15 protein-coding genes are annotated in these 14,325 nt (G+C 59.6%); 9 read left to right on the top strand and 6 right to left on the bottom strand.

Annotation, left to right across the window (positions count from 1 at the left end):
- The first annotated feature begins 322 nt into the window (after window positions 1–322).
- Entirely contained in the window at window positions 323–1,963 is a 1,641-nt protein-coding gene (locus HHJ17_RS12325) for a DEAD/DEAH box helicase (protein WP_296505974.1), read from the top strand.
- Here HHJ17_RS12325 and HHJ17_RS12320 read toward each other — a convergent pair.
- The 6 genes from HHJ17_RS12320 to HHJ17_RS12295 all read right to left on the bottom strand — a co-directional run bounded on the left by HHJ17_RS12320 (window position 1,941) and on the right by HHJ17_RS12295 (window position 6,614).
- Window positions 1,941–2,069, bottom strand: a complete 129-nt coding sequence (locus HHJ17_RS12320; RefSeq protein WP_296505970.1) for a hypothetical protein — start codon at window positions 2,067–2,069, stop codon at window positions 1,941–1,943. The two genes, HHJ17_RS12325 and HHJ17_RS12320, sit on opposite strands and share 23 nt — an antisense overlap.
- 63 nt (window positions 2,070–2,132) lie before the next feature.
- A complete protein-coding gene (locus HHJ17_RS12315; protein ID WP_296505968.1) occupies window positions 2,133–3,155 on the bottom strand; it encodes an alpha/beta hydrolase in 1,023 nt (340 codons plus the stop codon).
- A 16-nt stretch (window positions 3,156–3,171) separates the two neighbouring features.
- The gene (locus HHJ17_RS12310; RefSeq protein ID WP_296505966.1) at window positions 3,172–4,074 is read right to left on the bottom strand and encodes a hypothetical protein; all 903 of its coding nucleotides are present in this window, start codon (window positions 4,072–4,074) and stop codon (window positions 3,172–3,174) included.
- Window positions 4,075–4,087: 13 nt separating this feature from the next.
- Window positions 4,088–4,687, bottom strand: coding sequence for a penicillin-binding protein activator LpoB (gene lpoB, locus HHJ17_RS12305; RefSeq protein WP_296505964.1), 600 nt, complete (start codon window positions 4,685–4,687; stop codon window positions 4,088–4,090).
- A 60-nt stretch (window positions 4,688–4,747) separates the two neighbouring features.
- Window positions 4,748–5,131, bottom strand: coding sequence for a YcfL family protein (locus tag HHJ17_RS12300; RefSeq protein WP_296505962.1), 384 nt, complete (start codon window positions 5,129–5,131; stop codon window positions 4,748–4,750).
- Window positions 5,132–5,153: 22 nt separating this feature from the next.
- On the bottom strand, window positions 5,154–6,614 hold the full coding sequence (locus HHJ17_RS12295; protein ID WP_296505960.1) for a hypothetical protein: 1,461 nt from the start codon (window positions 6,612–6,614) through the stop codon (window positions 5,154–5,156).
- A 431-nt stretch (window positions 6,615–7,045) separates the two neighbouring features.
- On the opposite strand from HHJ17_RS12295, the gene HHJ17_RS12290 reads away from it, so the two are divergent.
- The 8 genes from HHJ17_RS12290 to HHJ17_RS12255 are packed head-to-tail and all read left to right on the top strand — an operon-like array spanning window position 7,046 to window position 14,321.
- Window positions 7,046–7,336, top strand: coding sequence for a phosphopantetheine-binding protein (locus tag HHJ17_RS12290; RefSeq protein ID WP_296499471.1), 291 nt, complete (start codon window positions 7,046–7,048; stop codon window positions 7,334–7,336).
- A complete protein-coding gene (locus tag HHJ17_RS12285) occupies window positions 7,336–7,998 on the top strand; it encodes a hypothetical protein (protein WP_296499469.1) in 663 nt (220 codons plus the stop codon). The genes HHJ17_RS12290 and HHJ17_RS12285 overlap by 1 nt, the downstream gene beginning before the upstream one ends.
- 5 nt (window positions 7,999–8,003) lie before the next feature.
- Window positions 8,004–9,347: an AMP-binding protein gene (locus HHJ17_RS12280; RefSeq protein WP_296499467.1), complete on the top strand. Its 1,344-nt coding sequence runs from the start codon at window positions 8,004–8,006 to the stop codon at window positions 9,345–9,347.
- The gene (locus HHJ17_RS12275; protein ID WP_296499466.1) at window positions 9,344–9,649 is read left to right on the top strand and encodes a hypothetical protein; all 306 of its coding nucleotides are present in this window, start codon (window positions 9,344–9,346) and stop codon (window positions 9,647–9,649) included. Before HHJ17_RS12280 ends, HHJ17_RS12275 begins: the two co-directional genes overlap by 4 nt.
- Window positions 9,646–10,590, top strand: coding sequence for an acyl-CoA synthetase (locus HHJ17_RS12270; protein WP_296499465.1), 945 nt, complete (start codon window positions 9,646–9,648; stop codon window positions 10,588–10,590). Before HHJ17_RS12275 ends, HHJ17_RS12270 begins: the two co-directional genes overlap by 4 nt.
- Window positions 10,587–11,186: a LolA-related protein gene (locus tag HHJ17_RS12265; RefSeq protein WP_296499464.1), complete on the top strand. Its 600-nt coding sequence runs from the start codon at window positions 10,587–10,589 to the stop codon at window positions 11,184–11,186. Before HHJ17_RS12270 ends, HHJ17_RS12265 begins: the two co-directional genes overlap by 4 nt.
- Window positions 11,183–13,531, top strand: a complete 2,349-nt coding sequence (locus HHJ17_RS12260; protein WP_296499463.1) for an MMPL family transporter — start codon at window positions 11,183–11,185, stop codon at window positions 13,529–13,531. The genes HHJ17_RS12265 and HHJ17_RS12260 overlap by 4 nt, the downstream gene beginning before the upstream one ends.
- Window positions 13,524–14,321, top strand: a complete 798-nt coding sequence (locus HHJ17_RS12255; protein ID WP_296499462.1) for a polysaccharide deacetylase family protein — start codon at window positions 13,524–13,526, stop codon at window positions 14,319–14,321. The genes HHJ17_RS12260 and HHJ17_RS12255 overlap by 8 nt, the downstream gene beginning before the upstream one ends.
- The last annotated feature ends 4 nt before the right edge of the window (window positions 14,322–14,325 follow it).

Raw genomic sequence — 14,325 nt, 5'->3', positions numbered from 1 at the left:
AGGCAAGGAACAAGCCACCATTTATTTGTGTGGTTATTGGAAGACTGGCACCAGTAACATCACCTGCGCCGTTGAACAAGCCACACATTTATTTGTGTGGTTACTGGAAGCATTTGCTGGTGAAGCCGGCATTGCGCTGGGAACAAGCCACACATTTATTTGTGTGGTTACTGGAAGCATTTGCTGGTGAAGCCGGCATTGCGCTGGGAACAAGCCACACATTTATTTATGTGGTTACTGGAAGGTTCTCGAAGTCCTGGAAAAAGGCGTTGTCGGTCAAGCCACCCTTTATTGGCGTGGTTACAAAAACAAGGGAGTCAGCATGTATCGAAGCAAAGAGCAAACGCAGTTCGCCAGTCGGGTCGAGGCGCATCTGGCCAGTGGCGGGGCGCCGTTGTTGCTGGAAGGCGCGGCGGGGTTGGGCAAAACGCGGGCTTATCTGGCGCCGTTGCTGGCGACCGGCAAGCCGGTAGCGGTCTGCGTGCCCACCCGTGCCTTGGCGACCCAGTTGCTGGAATCGGGCGACATGGCGGCGGTGCGCAGCGGCCAGTCGGTCGAGATTTTCACGCCACGCCGCAACTTCGAAACGCTGGCGCAGTACCTGGCCCACAAGCAGGCCTGCCGCGTAGCCGATGTGTTGATCTGCACGCACCAAGCCGCCTTGATTGACGTGCTGGCCGATGGCGCTTTGCTGGGCTTGAAGGATCGGTATGCCGTGCTGTTCGACGAGGCCGACCAGTTGCCCGATGCGGCGGCCTTGCGCTTTGACTGCGCGGTGGATGCCTTCACTTTCGGCGTGCTGGGCGTCAAACCCGGCAGCAACCACCGCACAACGATTGAGTCGGTGTTGAAAGAACTGCCGCGCCACTTGGCCGAACTGGAGGAACCAGCAGCTGTCAAAGCCGCCTGCCGCGGCATTCTGGACGCGCTGGACGACCCGGTTTGGTATCAAACCGTGGGGCTGGACGAGGACGGTTCTTTGCGCCTCATCCACAAGCTGCCCGCGCGGGTGCTCAAGCGCTTGTTGATGCACCCAAGACTGATTTTTGTCTCCGCCACGCTGACGGTTAACGGCACGTTTGACGACTTCAAACGCGCTTTTGGCCTGCACGACACCAGCCCGTGGAGCGCCGCAATTGAACCGGCGCGGCACGGCCAGTTGGACATCATGAGCGAGGCCTGGAACAAGGAGGCGCCGGATCATCTGGCCAAAGTGGCCGCGCATGTGGCGACGCTGCAAGGGGCGGTGCTGGTGATGGTCACCTCGCACGACGATGCGGCGCAGTTGGGGGCGTTGATGCCGGAGGCGACGGTGCGCGGCATGGACGCCGCTACCGGGCAACTTGAATCAACCGGTCAGGCTGCCGCCCGGATGGCGGCCAATGAGAGTCATGTGCTGGTGGCGGCAGGCGCTTGGGCCGGGCTGGACACGCCGATTCGCTGGCGCCATGTGGTGATGCCCAAGGCGCCGTATGGTTCTCCGACCAATCTGGACGGCCATGAGGTGAGCCGTTATGTGGACAGCCGCAACATGGCGGCGCGGCGCTTCCGGCAGGGGCTGGCACGCGGCCTGCGCACACCGGATGCCGTATGCACGCTGCACTTGCTGGAGAGCCGTTTTGACCGGGCGGAGTTCGTCAAGGCCCTGCCAATCCGGTTTGTCCCTGCCTATCAGTCGCGCTTTGGCACGGTGGAGTTGCGCACCCGGCAGGCCGAGTTCAGGAAACGCATGGTTGAAAAGTTTGGTGGACGTTGCCCGATCAGCGGTTGCGATGAGCCTGCTGCGTTGGAGGCTGCGCACCTGGGGAGCAAAGGCGGCTGGCGTACCAATCACACCGAGGGGATTTTGCTACGCCGCGATTTGCATGCATTGATGGACGCGGGCAAGCTGGAGATCATTGACGGCGTCGTGTCGGTGGCGAGCGAACACTACCAACAGTTCAACGGCGTGCGAGTGTGGTGAGGCAACAGGCCAAACCCCAGTTCATGGGGGAATAGATGGCAATTTTTTGCATCACCGGCGGCATCACAAACAGCGGCACCATCAGCAGGTAGGAAATGGAGTCCAAAGTTACCACTTGCGCGTAGGTGCTGACCAAACAAGGCCACAGCCAACGCCAGACTGTTAGTCATCAAGGCAGCACCTGCTCACAAAAACCAGCGCTTGGCTTGCGCGCCCACACTTCAAGCCTGGCCCACAACCATTGCAGACCATCGCGCGGACCGTCTTGTTCGCTCTGCAAGCCGTGGTCGGCACCAGGCAAGCGCAGGTCACAAAAGGGCGCAACACGGGTCGTGAGTTGCTGCGCAAAATGCTGATACGCAGTAACAGAAACCAGCTTATCGGCGTCACCCCAGACGCGCAGCAACGGCCACGGCGCCTCCCGCAGCGGATCGGCCAGCCGCCAGTGCCAAAAGTCGCGCCAGTAGCCGAGCGTGCGCCCCTCCAACACGGTGTCGTCGCTGGCCTCTGAGGCTTGGGCCCGCGCCAGTGCCTGCCAGGCCGGCCATTGCCCGAGACGCTGTGCCTGCAGCTCGCCGGCGTCGCGCGGATCGAGTCCGGGGGCAGAAATCATCACCACGCCAGCCAGATTCGACAGGTCAGCGGCCAGATCGGGCAACAGCTCTGCCCCTTCGGAAATACCCAGCAGCAGCACGGGCAGCCCAGAGCCCGGCGGAGGGTTGAGCTGGAAACGGGTGTGGTGCGCCTGCAAGGCCGCCCGGGCGTGGTCGCGCCAACTGGACAGGGTGTCATTTTGAACAAAGGCTGTCGTGCACTCGGTCGCCGGGCCGGCGTTGACGTTCACCCCCGGCTTGTGCAGCACCAGCAACTCGGCATGCAGCAGTCCGGCGAAATAGCGCGCCGCCACGGGCAGCCAGCCGGTACAACCCGAACCCGGTAGCACCACCACCCGGTAACGGGCGGGAGGGACCAAAGCCGGACGCGTGAGCACCGCCAGCTGCACACCCGGGCGGGCACCAGGCAAAGTACCGAGCAACCATACAGCGGGGAGCGTCGGCGCGGGGTCCGGGATGGCGCCGGTCACGGCTTTCGCCCCTTCACTCGCGCCCAGCAGGGCGACCGCCTGCAGCAGGGTCAGGATGACCGAGCGCAGGCGCGGCGCGACGATGCGCTGGTTGATCCGCACTCGCACGCGCTGAGTCGTCGCGTTATTTCAGGATCATCACTTGGTCGGCTTGCGGTGCCGGTTGCCCCTGCGACATGCCAGACATGGCCTGCCCCGGCACCATCTGGACGCCAGAGCGGACACCCCGGGCCAGGTTCGGGTCGGAATAGCCCAGCTGTGAAACGATTTGCTCGTAGACGTTCAGTGCCAGGCTTTGCGAAGTTTCACGCATCACTTTGGCCCGGTTCGGCGGCTGGATGTCGCCCCGGTTGGACAAGAGCTTGGTGTCATTGCCGGCGCCTTGGGCCGAAAAAGACGCCTTGATCTCAAAGGTCTTGGTGTTGATCAACGAAAAGTCGGCCAGCAAGTCCAGTCCATATTGCACGGTGGCGCTGGTGGTGCCTTGCAGTGGAGAAAACTGGTCGCGAAACTCGACGTGCGACAAGGTGCCAAACAGCACATAGTCAGCGCCGCTGAACTCACCTTTTTTGATGCGCGCGATGATGTCCTTGACCTCGGGCTGGCGCACCGGCTTGGCCACCTTGCCGGTTTGCAACTGGTTGAGTGCCTGCTCGGCCTTGGTCGGCTGCGGGTTGCCGGCGTCAAAGCCCTTGCCCTGCACCAGCCGGAACGACGTGCCCTTGAGCAGCGCGCCCTTGATGTCGTTGGTGAAGGAGCCGAGTTCACGCTGCTCCATGTAGCTGTAGCTGCCGGCCACGTAGGCGCCGCTGGCCTGGTGGTTTCCCGATGCGCTGTAGCGGGTGGCCTGGAATTGGCTGCTTTCCTTGTAGGTGGCGGCGACAAAATATTCCGAAACGGCCTGGGTGTAGGCCAAGTCGGTCACGGCAATGCGCGACATGGGCTGCGCCTGCGCCTGCGCGGCGGCCAGCAGGCCCAGGGACAGTGCCAGCGCCGAGAGGGTGGGGATGAAAGTGCGTCGTTGCATGGTGTGGCCCGGTTCAGCGCTTGCTGGTTTTGCGGATTTCTTTTTCATCCTGCCATTCGATCGAGCCTTCTTCCACATCGATCATCTTGAGCGTGAACTTGTAGAACACGTCCTTGGTGCTGGCGTTTTGCTTGACGATGCTGGTCAGCTCGCCTTCCAGCGTGTATTTGGCGGCCGTCATCTTGCCGATCTTGGCGGTGCTGGTCTGCTTGTACATGCCGCTCTGGTTCTGGCGCTGCAGTTCGTCCACACCTTGCTGCATTTCAGCGATGGAGCGAACAAAACGCACTTTGCCCGACTTGACCAGTGTGGTCTGGATCGAGTTCATGACATTGGTGGTGTCGATGTACTCGCTGGTCTTGTTCTTGACCGTCGAGATGGTGACCGTGGGGCGGCCCTGGAAAATACCGGTTTCCAGCAGGCTGCCGACCATTTTTTCGGCAATCATCTGCAGATCGGTCGAACCGAATTCGTTGGTGACGAGTTCAACCGACTTGGCGTCCCCGTAGTTCACCTGGCGGTCCAGGCGCACGACCGGCGAGGAAAGGGATTGGCAGGCCGAAAGGCCCACGGTGGCGCACAGCAACAGGGCGGAGGTGATCAGACGGGACATGATAGGTTTTCCTTGATAGTTTTGACAGGACGTGGCACGGGGCGGCGCGGCGTGTGGGATTCAGCGTTCAACATTCATTTCGAGGCGGAAATCGGTAACGACCGAGGACGGCGCCACGCTCTTGACGGTTTGTTGGGCCTGGCCCAGCAAACCCATTTGCTTCCACGACTCGCCATCGCCCACCTGGCTGCCGATGTTGTCAAGCCAGCGAAAACGGTAGAACACCGTCCGGTCAGAGTTGCCGCTGTTGGCCAGATCCGCCTGAACGATCAGGATGTCGTTGCGTCGAACCACCCGCATCTCGGAAATGCGCACGCCATTGGCATCACCGCGCAGTGCCACCTTGGCGGCCACGGCAACGGGGGTTCCGGCGTCGTGCTGGGCATGGGCCGCCAGCGCCAGCGTGCTTGCCAGCGCCACTATCAGTTTCTTTGTAAAAATCATTTTTTAACTTGTTTTGGAACGGTTATGGGACAGTTTTGTCCGTCGTGGTGGCCATGTTGATCGCCACAGGTTTCGCTACCGGCTTCCTGGACGCCTGTTTGGACTTGGCTTTGGGTGTTGTGCCGGCGCTTGCAGCCGCTGGCTTGATATCTGCCACCGCCACCAATGGCTGTTCAGCGAGCGCACCGAAGTTGCCAACGTCACCCACCAGCACATCCTTGTCGTACAAGCGCAAAGGCACGATGGCATATTGCCCGTTCACCTTGACGTTGATGTTGAAGTCGCGGCCGTTGATTTGGATCTTGTGCTCCCCTTCAGGCAAGTAACCCCGTGCCACATAGACCCGGCCAGGCAGCATGCGCCACAAGCGGTCATCGGCCTGCTCGGTGACAGCCGATGCGATCGAACCCACGAGGGCACCCAGCAGCCCCGCATTTTTCTGCAACTGATCCTGCATGACCCCCTTGACGAGGGCACGCGTGACGCCGCGGAACACCATGCCAGGCATTTCGTCCTTGAGCGCACGGCGCGCCATCACGTTGACATCAACCACCTTCTCCAGTTTGAATTCGCGGCCAGCGACCGAGAGATTAGTCAACAGCGGGTCGGTTGACGGTTCGATCGTCGGATACGAAATACTCACGGTGCGCAATCCACCCGGCGTGGGGACCGGAACCGTGAAGGCCCTGGGCTTGCGGGCCGGGGCGTCGCCTGCTTCCACCAAAAACAACACATCGGTCATGCGCTGGCGGCGCTTGTGGGTGAAGCTGGTGCGTGCGTCCAGACCGCGCAGGCCCTCTTCCAGCACGCCGGTTTCAGGCTTGAGTTCGATCGCCTTGCGGTAACCCGGTGCCGCCATACCAGGCTCGTTCATCACTTCGTACAAAAAGCCGGCGAGGTAATGGCTTAAGGCATTTTGATAACCGTTTTTCAGCGCCAGCACTTCGGGGTCGTTCAGGGTTTCAACCGGGTAACCGTTGATTTCCTTACCGACCGCGCCTTTACCCTTGGACTTGGCCTCCTCTTCAGCGGCTGCCGTTTCCTTGGCACGGTACTCAGCAATCAGTGCCTCACGTTCGTGGGTGCGTTTGATGTCGACCCGGGCGTTGTCCAGATCGCCAGCGGCCACCCGGTTGAGCGCCAGTCGAGTAGTCAACCAGACCTTTTCGTAATCCTGGCCTTCGTAAACCTTCAGGCGTTCGCTGATGGTGCCTGCACCCAGCATCGACAACATTTTTTGCGGATTGGTCTTGGTCGACTCTTCCCATTCCTTGACCTTGCTGTCGGCCAGCAGGAAGGCTTGGGTACTGTCGTTGTATTTGTGGTCCAACCGCAGCAGTTCACCACGCTCCAGGTTGTAGAGCAGTGCGGATTTCTCATCCACGCTGGTGGCCGAGGCCTCAAGCGTCTTTAACGCGCCGGGAATGCCACTGGTTTTCTGCGCCGTCTGCATTTGACTGGTCAGTGCATCGTGGCTTTTCATATTCGCGCAGCCTGACAAAGCTAGCGCAACACCTAGCACCGTCAACCAACGGCGTGGATTGATAACGAACATCGCTTAACTCCCTGTTTTTAATATTACATTTCGTTACGATTATGTACGAGCCTCCTTACTCCAAACTCACATTGCTTGCATTGAAAGAAGTCGTCATCCAGCGGCTTCATCCAGTCATCAAATGGCATTACGCTGGATCGTCATGCGCGTTTTGGCAAGACGGGGATTCAATAGGAACTGGATTGACCCCGCTCAGCCTTGGGCGTGGATTACACATGCTCCTCGCCAACACGCAAGTACTCGAAGGCAGCCTCCCGCGCGCGATCACCAGCTCCAACTTGTAACAAGGCGAGATAAGGCAAGTTGGAAATTGACGGGCAGGAAGATAAAATGCCCAGTAAATCAGCAATTCAATATATATGACAGAAACAACATCCCCGCCCTTTGCCAATGATCAGGCGCTGCAACTTGAAGTCGCGCAGTTGATCGTGGAGGCGTTGAACCTCGATATCCAAGCGACTGAAATTGCACCGGATGCGCCTTTGTATGGTGATGGACTGGGATTGGATTCAATCGACGTGCTGGAAATTTCACTGGTCATTTCCAAGCGTTACGGCCTGCAAATGCGTGCGGATAACCAGGACAATGAAAGCTTCTTTAGCTCACTGGCAAGTTTGACTGCTTACATCGCCAGCCAGAGAACGCGCTGATGTCAAACGCCGTCCGCATGGCGCGCTGGTTCGGTATTGGCTTGTTGCTGATTGGGTATCCGGTGTTGGCGCACTACACCAATGTGAATGCGCACAACGGCCAGTTTGGCGCGGTCGTGGCGGTTGCCCCGGTATTTGTCATCGGCCTGGTGTATGCCTTGAAGTCGTCACCCCGCTGGCTCTGGCTGTCTTTGTTCGCCATGACCGGCGCGGCGGGGGCCAGCAGCTGGACCTTGCTGGAACAGCATTTTGGCGTGTTGTACTGGCTACAAGATGCCGGCATGCAGTGCATTCTGTTCATGACCTTTGCCAGAACGCTGGTGGCAGGACGCAAACCGCTGTGCACGCAGTTTGCGGAAATGGCGCATGGCGAAATCACACCCCAGCATGCGCACTACGCGCATCAGGTGACATGGGCCTGGAGCTGGTTTTTCGGGCTCATGGCCACTGTTTCTACGCTGCTCTTTTTCCTCACCCCCTTAACCACCTGGTCCGTTTTTGCCAATTTTCTGACGTTGCCACTGGTGGCGTTAATGTTCATTGCGGAACATTGGGTACGCAGGAAGTTGCTCCCCGAGAGAAGCCTCAGTCCTATTGCCGACACGTTCCGAATCTGGAAAAACAAAAGCAAGCCAATGACCAGAACGCAGCACGCCGAGTGAACACCATGACTCGTTTGCCGCTGATGGGTCACACGCGCCCAGATCAAATCGTGGCCTGGCATGAAGGACAAGCGATCACCGTCGCCCGCTTTCTGGCGGATGTCAACGCGCTGGCCCAGCTGCTCCCGCCACGGCACTACATCCTGAACATGTGCGGCGACCGTTACCGCTTCACCGTCGGGCTGGCTGCGGCCCTTGTCAAAGGCAAGGTGAGCCTGCTGCCCTCCACCCACACGCCGGAAATGATTCGGCAAATGCTGGCTTTTGCGCCAGACGTCTTTTGCCTGCATGACACGCTGAACTGCAGCATTGCGTTGCCGCAGTTTCGTTATCCAGAGGCAACTGATGTGGCGGATGTCGATCCTGTCGTTCCCCTGATTGACAGCGCCCAATTGGTGGCGGTGGTCTTCACGTCAGGGTCGACCGGCACGCCGGTGCCGCATCAAAAATACTGGGGTGCACTGGTGCGCAGTGTCCTGGCGCAAGCCGAGCGCATCGGCTTGTCGGCGACGGCACCTGCCCATGCGATCGTCGGGACGGTGCCGCCGCAACACATGTATGGTTTTGAATCAACGGTTTTGATTGCCCTTTTAAGCGGCCACGCCCTGTGCAGTGCGCAGCCGTTTTATCCGGCCGATATCGTTGCCACCTTGGCGGAGATGCCGGCGCCGCGCGTCTTGGTCTCCACCCCCGTGCATCTGCGCATGTTGCTCGATGCCGAGCTCAAACTGCCGGAAGTCGCGCAGACACTCTCGGCGACGGCACCGTTGTCGCTGACCCTGGCGCACGAGGTAGAAGCACGTTTTGGCTCCCCGTTGCAAGAAATTTACGGCTGCACCGAAACCGGCACCCTCGCGACACGGCGACCGACCCAAACCAGTGAGTGGCGCTTGTTCGCCGGCATCAAGCTTAGCCAGCAAGGCGAGTTGGTCACGGCTTCGGGGGGGCATGTGATTCAACCGATCGTGCTCAATGACGTGATTGAACCCACGCATGATGACTGTTTTTTGCTGCACGGACGCACGGCCGAGATGATCAATATTGCCGGCAAACGCAGTTCGCTGGCCCACCTGAATCATGTGCTGAACGCCATTGCCGGCGTTGTGGACGGCGCGTTCTATATGCCTGACGGCCTATCGGACGATCACGTCATGCGGCTGGCGGCCTGCGTGGTTGCACCGACCTTAAGCGCCCCCCAAATACTGACGGCGCTGCGTGCGCACATTGACCCGGTATTTTTGCCGCGCCCCTTGCTCTTTGTCACGGCCTTGCCGCGCAACAGCACGGGCAAACTGCCGCGCGAGGCCTTAAAAAACCTGATTCAGGCACAGCTCGGTGAGCGCCCATGATCACGCACACTGCACTCCCGATTGATCTGCAACATCCGGCCTTCGCGGGGCACTTCCCCGGTAACCCGATCGTGCCCGGCGTGGTGTTGCTGGACGAGGCCTTGCTGGCAATTGCAGACGCCACGGGCTGGTCTTTGAGCGCCTGCGAATTGCGTTCGGTCAAATTTTTAAGCCCCTTGACCCCGGGGGTTGCCGTCGTGCTATTGAGCGAGGTGCTGGCCAATGGCTCGATACGCTTCGACATTCTGGCGGAGCAACGCAAGATCGCGACGGGCAGTGTGATGCTGGGCACGGTGGCATGACGTCAGCGTCGTCCACCCCCGAGACCTCCGTCTGGATGCGCACGCCTGAGCGCAGCAATATGCTCATGCTGCGCATCATGACCTGGATATCGCTGCGCCTGGGGCGGCCGGCCGGGCGAATCGTGCTGCATCTCATCGCGGCGTATTTTCTGTTGTTTGCCCCCACCAGTCGCCGTGCCTCACAAGCGTATTTGCAACGCGCGCTGGGGCGACGCGTCAAATGGTCTGACCTGTACCGGCATTTTTTCTGTTTTGCAGCCACCATTCACGACCGCATCTACCTGATCAACCAGCGCTTTGATTTATTCGATATTGAGCTACATGGGCAAGCCGCGCTGCAGGACATGCTCGCCGAGGAGGGTGGGCTGTTTTTAATCGGCGCCCACATGGGCAGCTTTGAAGTCATTCGCGCCATGGGCCGACAAATACCCAACCTGCGCGTGAGCATGGTCATGCACGAAGACAACGCCCAGAAAATCAATGCCATGCTGGCGGCCATCAATCCACAAGCCTCGACGGACATCATCGGTCTCGGTCGTATCGACTCGATGCTGTTGGTTCGTGACAAACTGGATGAGGGTGCCGTGGTTGGCGTGCTGGCCGACCGCACGCTCGGTGAAAATAAAATGCTGCCGATCCCCTTGCTCGGTAGCGTGGCCTACTTCCCGACGGGTTCGTTTCGGATGGCTGCTTTGCTGCGTCGCCGCGTGGTGTTCATGGTCGGCTTGTATCTGGGCGGCAATCGCTACCAGATCAACTTTGAACCCCTGGCTGATTTTTCCAAAACGCCTGGCGGGCAACGCGGGGCCGAAGTCGAGGCCGCGGTCGTCCGCTATGCCGCGCTGCTCGATCAATATTGTCGCCAGGCACCCTACAACTGGTTTAATTTTTTTGATTTCTGGCAACCACCCGCTGCCATCTCTGACGCAAAAACAAAATGATTTTTACTCGCTCCCACCTTCGTCCATTGTTAGGGCTCTTCGCCGGGCTGCTGGTTGTCGTCCTGTCGGCACCCAGCTATGCTGCCGATTGGGATCTTGACCAACTCATGAACGGCCTGGCGCAAACGCGTTCAGGTCATGCCCGTTTCGTTGAGAAAAAATCCATCGCCATCCTTGAGCAGCCGGTTGAATCGTCCGGCGATCTGCTCTACACCGCGCCGGATCGGCTGGAAAAACGCACCCTCAAACCCAAACTCGAAACCATGGTGGTGAACGGGGACAACCTGCAAATTGAACGCGGTCGGCAAAAAATCCAATTGCAGTTGCAGACCTATCCTGAACTGACCGCCTTCATTGACAGCATTCGTGGCACGCTCGCCGGCGATCGCAAGGCCCTGGAACGCAGCTACCAACTGAGCCTGGAAGGCGCGGCACAAGGCTGGACACTGAAACTGGTGCCGCTGGACAGCAAGATGAAGCAAGTCGTTGCGCTGATCCGCATTACAGGGGTGCGCGATGAACTCCGCAGCATCCATGTCACGCAAGTCGATGGCGACAGTTCCGTCATGCAGATCGAGAAAGTCGCGACACCATGAAGGCAGCGCTTGGGCGCCAGGGCCGGATCGCCATCTTTGTCTGGCTGGCGTTTGTCCTGACTTGTGGCGTCATCATCAGCCGCAGTCAATTCACCAACGACTTATCGGCCTTCTTGCCGCGCAGCCCCACCCCGGAGCAGCAACTGTTGCTGGAGCAAATCCGCGATGGTCTGGCCTCACGGCTGATCTTGGTCAGCATTGAAGGGACCGATGCAAGCACCCGCGCTAACCAGTCCAAACAACTGGCGAAAAACCTGCGCTCGAACCCGGCGTTTGTCAGCGTCAATAACGGCGAGCCGGTGACGGCCGAGCGGGACCAGGCTTATCTTTTCAACAATCGTTACTTGCTGAGCCCGGCTGTGACGCCGGAGCGCTTCAGCGTGGCCGGATTACATGACGCCTTGAGCGAGAGCCTCGATCTGCTCGCCTCGCCGGCCGGGCTCTTGGTCAAGTCTATGCTGCCGCGCGATCCGACCGGGGAAATGATGCAGTTGCTGGGCCAACTCAATGGCAATCGGCAACCCGCCATGCTGGAGGGGGCATGGGCCTCGCCCGACGGCAAGCGCGCGCTGCTCTTGATGCAAACCCGCGCCTCGGGTGCCGATACGGATGCCCAGCAATCGACCATGACGGCCATTCAGCAGGCCTTCAACACCGTCGCTGGGGTGAGCCCAGGCAGCAAGCTCGAAATGACGGGCCCCGGGGTGTTTTCGGTGAAATCGCGTGACACCATCAAAGAACAGGTTTCGTGGTTATCGCTCATCAGCATCCTTTTGATTGCGACGCTGCTGCTGCTGGTTTATCGCTCGTTGCTCGCGCTGGTGTTGGGGTTTTTGCCGGTCATCAGCGGTGCGCTGGCCGGGATCGCTGCTGTCAGTCTGGGTTTTGGTACCGTCCACGGCATCACGCTGGGGTTTGGCACCGCGCTGATTGGCGAAGCGGTGGATTACTCCATCTACCTTTTTGTGCAATCCGAACAGGTCGCAGGCGATCGGCCAAACTGGATCAAGAAGTTTTGGCCCACCATCCGCTTGGGCGTTTTGACCTCCATCGTGGGCTTCGCCTCATTGCTGTGGTCGGGCTTTCCTGGCTTGGCCCAACTGGGGCTGTATTCCACCGTGGGTCTGCTGACCGCCGCCGGCATGACGCGCTATGTGTTGCCCCACCTGCTGCCAGCGCGTTTCCACATTCGCGATGTGTCGTTCATTGGCCATCGTCTGTCGTGGCTGGTACAGCGGGCGGCCGCACTGCGCTGGCCCGCACTCATTGTGCTGGTGTCGGCGCTGGCGATTTTGATTCAACACCGGGAAACCTTGTGGAGCAGCAATATCTCTTCGTTAAGTCCGATTTCACAATCGGATGTGCAACTCGACACCCGTTTGCGCTCGGACACCGGCGCACCCGATGTGCGGTATCTGGTCGTGGTTTCGGGCGCCAGCCGTGAAGACGTGTTGCAAGCCAGCGAGCGGGTTGCCGCCGTGCTGCAAACCCAGGTTAATGGCGGGCATCTGGCCGGCTTTGAGAGTCCCAGCCGCTATCTGCCGAGTCTGGCGAGCCAACGTTTAAGGCAGGCCAGCCTACCCGCGACGGCCGTGCTGCAAGCCAATCTGGCGCAAGCAGTGCAGGGCTTGCCGGTCAAACCCATCCTGTTTGCCTCTTTTCTGGCCGATGTCGAAGCGGCCAGCAAGCAACCTTTGTTGCAGGCGGCGGATCTTGAAAAAACGTCCATGGCCATGGCGGTGGATGCCCTGCTGGTTCAGCAAGAAGGCCACTGGAGTGCTTTATTGCCATTGACCGCGCTGGCCGACCAGGATATCAATGCCGACAGCATTCGATCGGCACTGAACGCGGCCCAGCTGCCCAGTGTCTTGTTCATGGACATGAAAGTCGAGGCCGATCGACTGTTCGCCGGCTATTTGAACGAGGCGATTGTGTTGTCACTGGGCGGACTGACGGTCATCTTCGGCTTGTTGCTGGTGGTGACCCGTTCTGCCTCCCGCGCAGTTCGCATCATTGCCCCCATGGTGGCCGCCGTGATCACGGTCACAGCAGGTTTGGCGCTGTTCGGCCAGCAGCTGATGATCTTGCATCTGGTTGGTTTGCTGCTGGTGGTGGCCGTAGGCTCCAATTACGCCCTGTTTTTTGATCAAAAGGAGGCTGATTCAAAAGTGACCCCCAGTACCTTGGCGTCCATGCTGTTTGCCAATCTCACGACCGTTGCCGGTTTTGGCCTGTTGGCGTTTTCCAAAGTCTCCATCTTGCAGGCGATGGGCGTCACCGTGGCGCCGGGTGTGGTTCTGGCCCTGATCTACGCCGCAATTTTTGCCCGCTCGTCCCGTGCTTGAATCAGCTTGGCGCCCCACTTGGTTGATACGCAGCACGCTATGGCTGCATGGTGTGGCGGTGCTGGCTTTGCTGGTGTCGCCCATGCATTGGCGCTGGGTGCTGGCAGTCATGCTCGCCAATCACATGGTTCTCATGCTGCTGGGGCTCTCGCCGCGAAGCCACGGAATGGGGTCGAACTGGACGCAACTGCCCGCAGCTGCGGCGGCACGTCATGAAATCGCGCTGACGATTGATGACGGCCCCGATCCGGTGGTGACGCCACAGGTCCTTGAGGTGCTTGAACGTTATGGTGTCCGGGCTACTTTTTTTGTCATTGGTGCGCGCGCTGAACGCTATCCCGAGCTGTGCCGCGAAATCGCAAGACGCGGGCACGCGATTGAAAACCATAGTCAACGTCATCGTCATAATTTCGCTTTGATGGGATTGAAGGGCATCACCAAAGAGTTGCAAGCGGCGCAAGACACGCTGACAGGCCTCACCGGGCAACGTCCCCGGTTCTTCCGGGCCCCTGCCGGCTTTCGTAACCCGTTCCTTGACCCGGTACTGACCCGCTTGGGCTTGCAACTGGTGAGCTGGTCCGTGCGCGGCTTCGACACACGCGTGAGCAACGCTGTCAAAGTAACCAACACCTTAGTCGCAGGACTGCGCCCCGGTGCTATCTTGCTGCTGCATGATGGCAATGCCGCACGCACGCGTGCCGGCACGCCGGTCATCCTGGAAGTTCTACCGGCATTACTGGACGCCGCCGTGGCGAATAATTTGCGGTTTGTGACACTGCAGCAGGTGTAATTGA

Source organism: Rhodoferax sp. (genome assembly GCF_012927445.1).
Classification (GTDB): Bacteria; Pseudomonadota; Gammaproteobacteria; order Burkholderiales; family Burkholderiaceae_C; genus Rhodoferax.
Note: the sequence above shows the minus strand (reverse complement) of the source record. Positions and strands in the feature narration are given on the sequence as shown.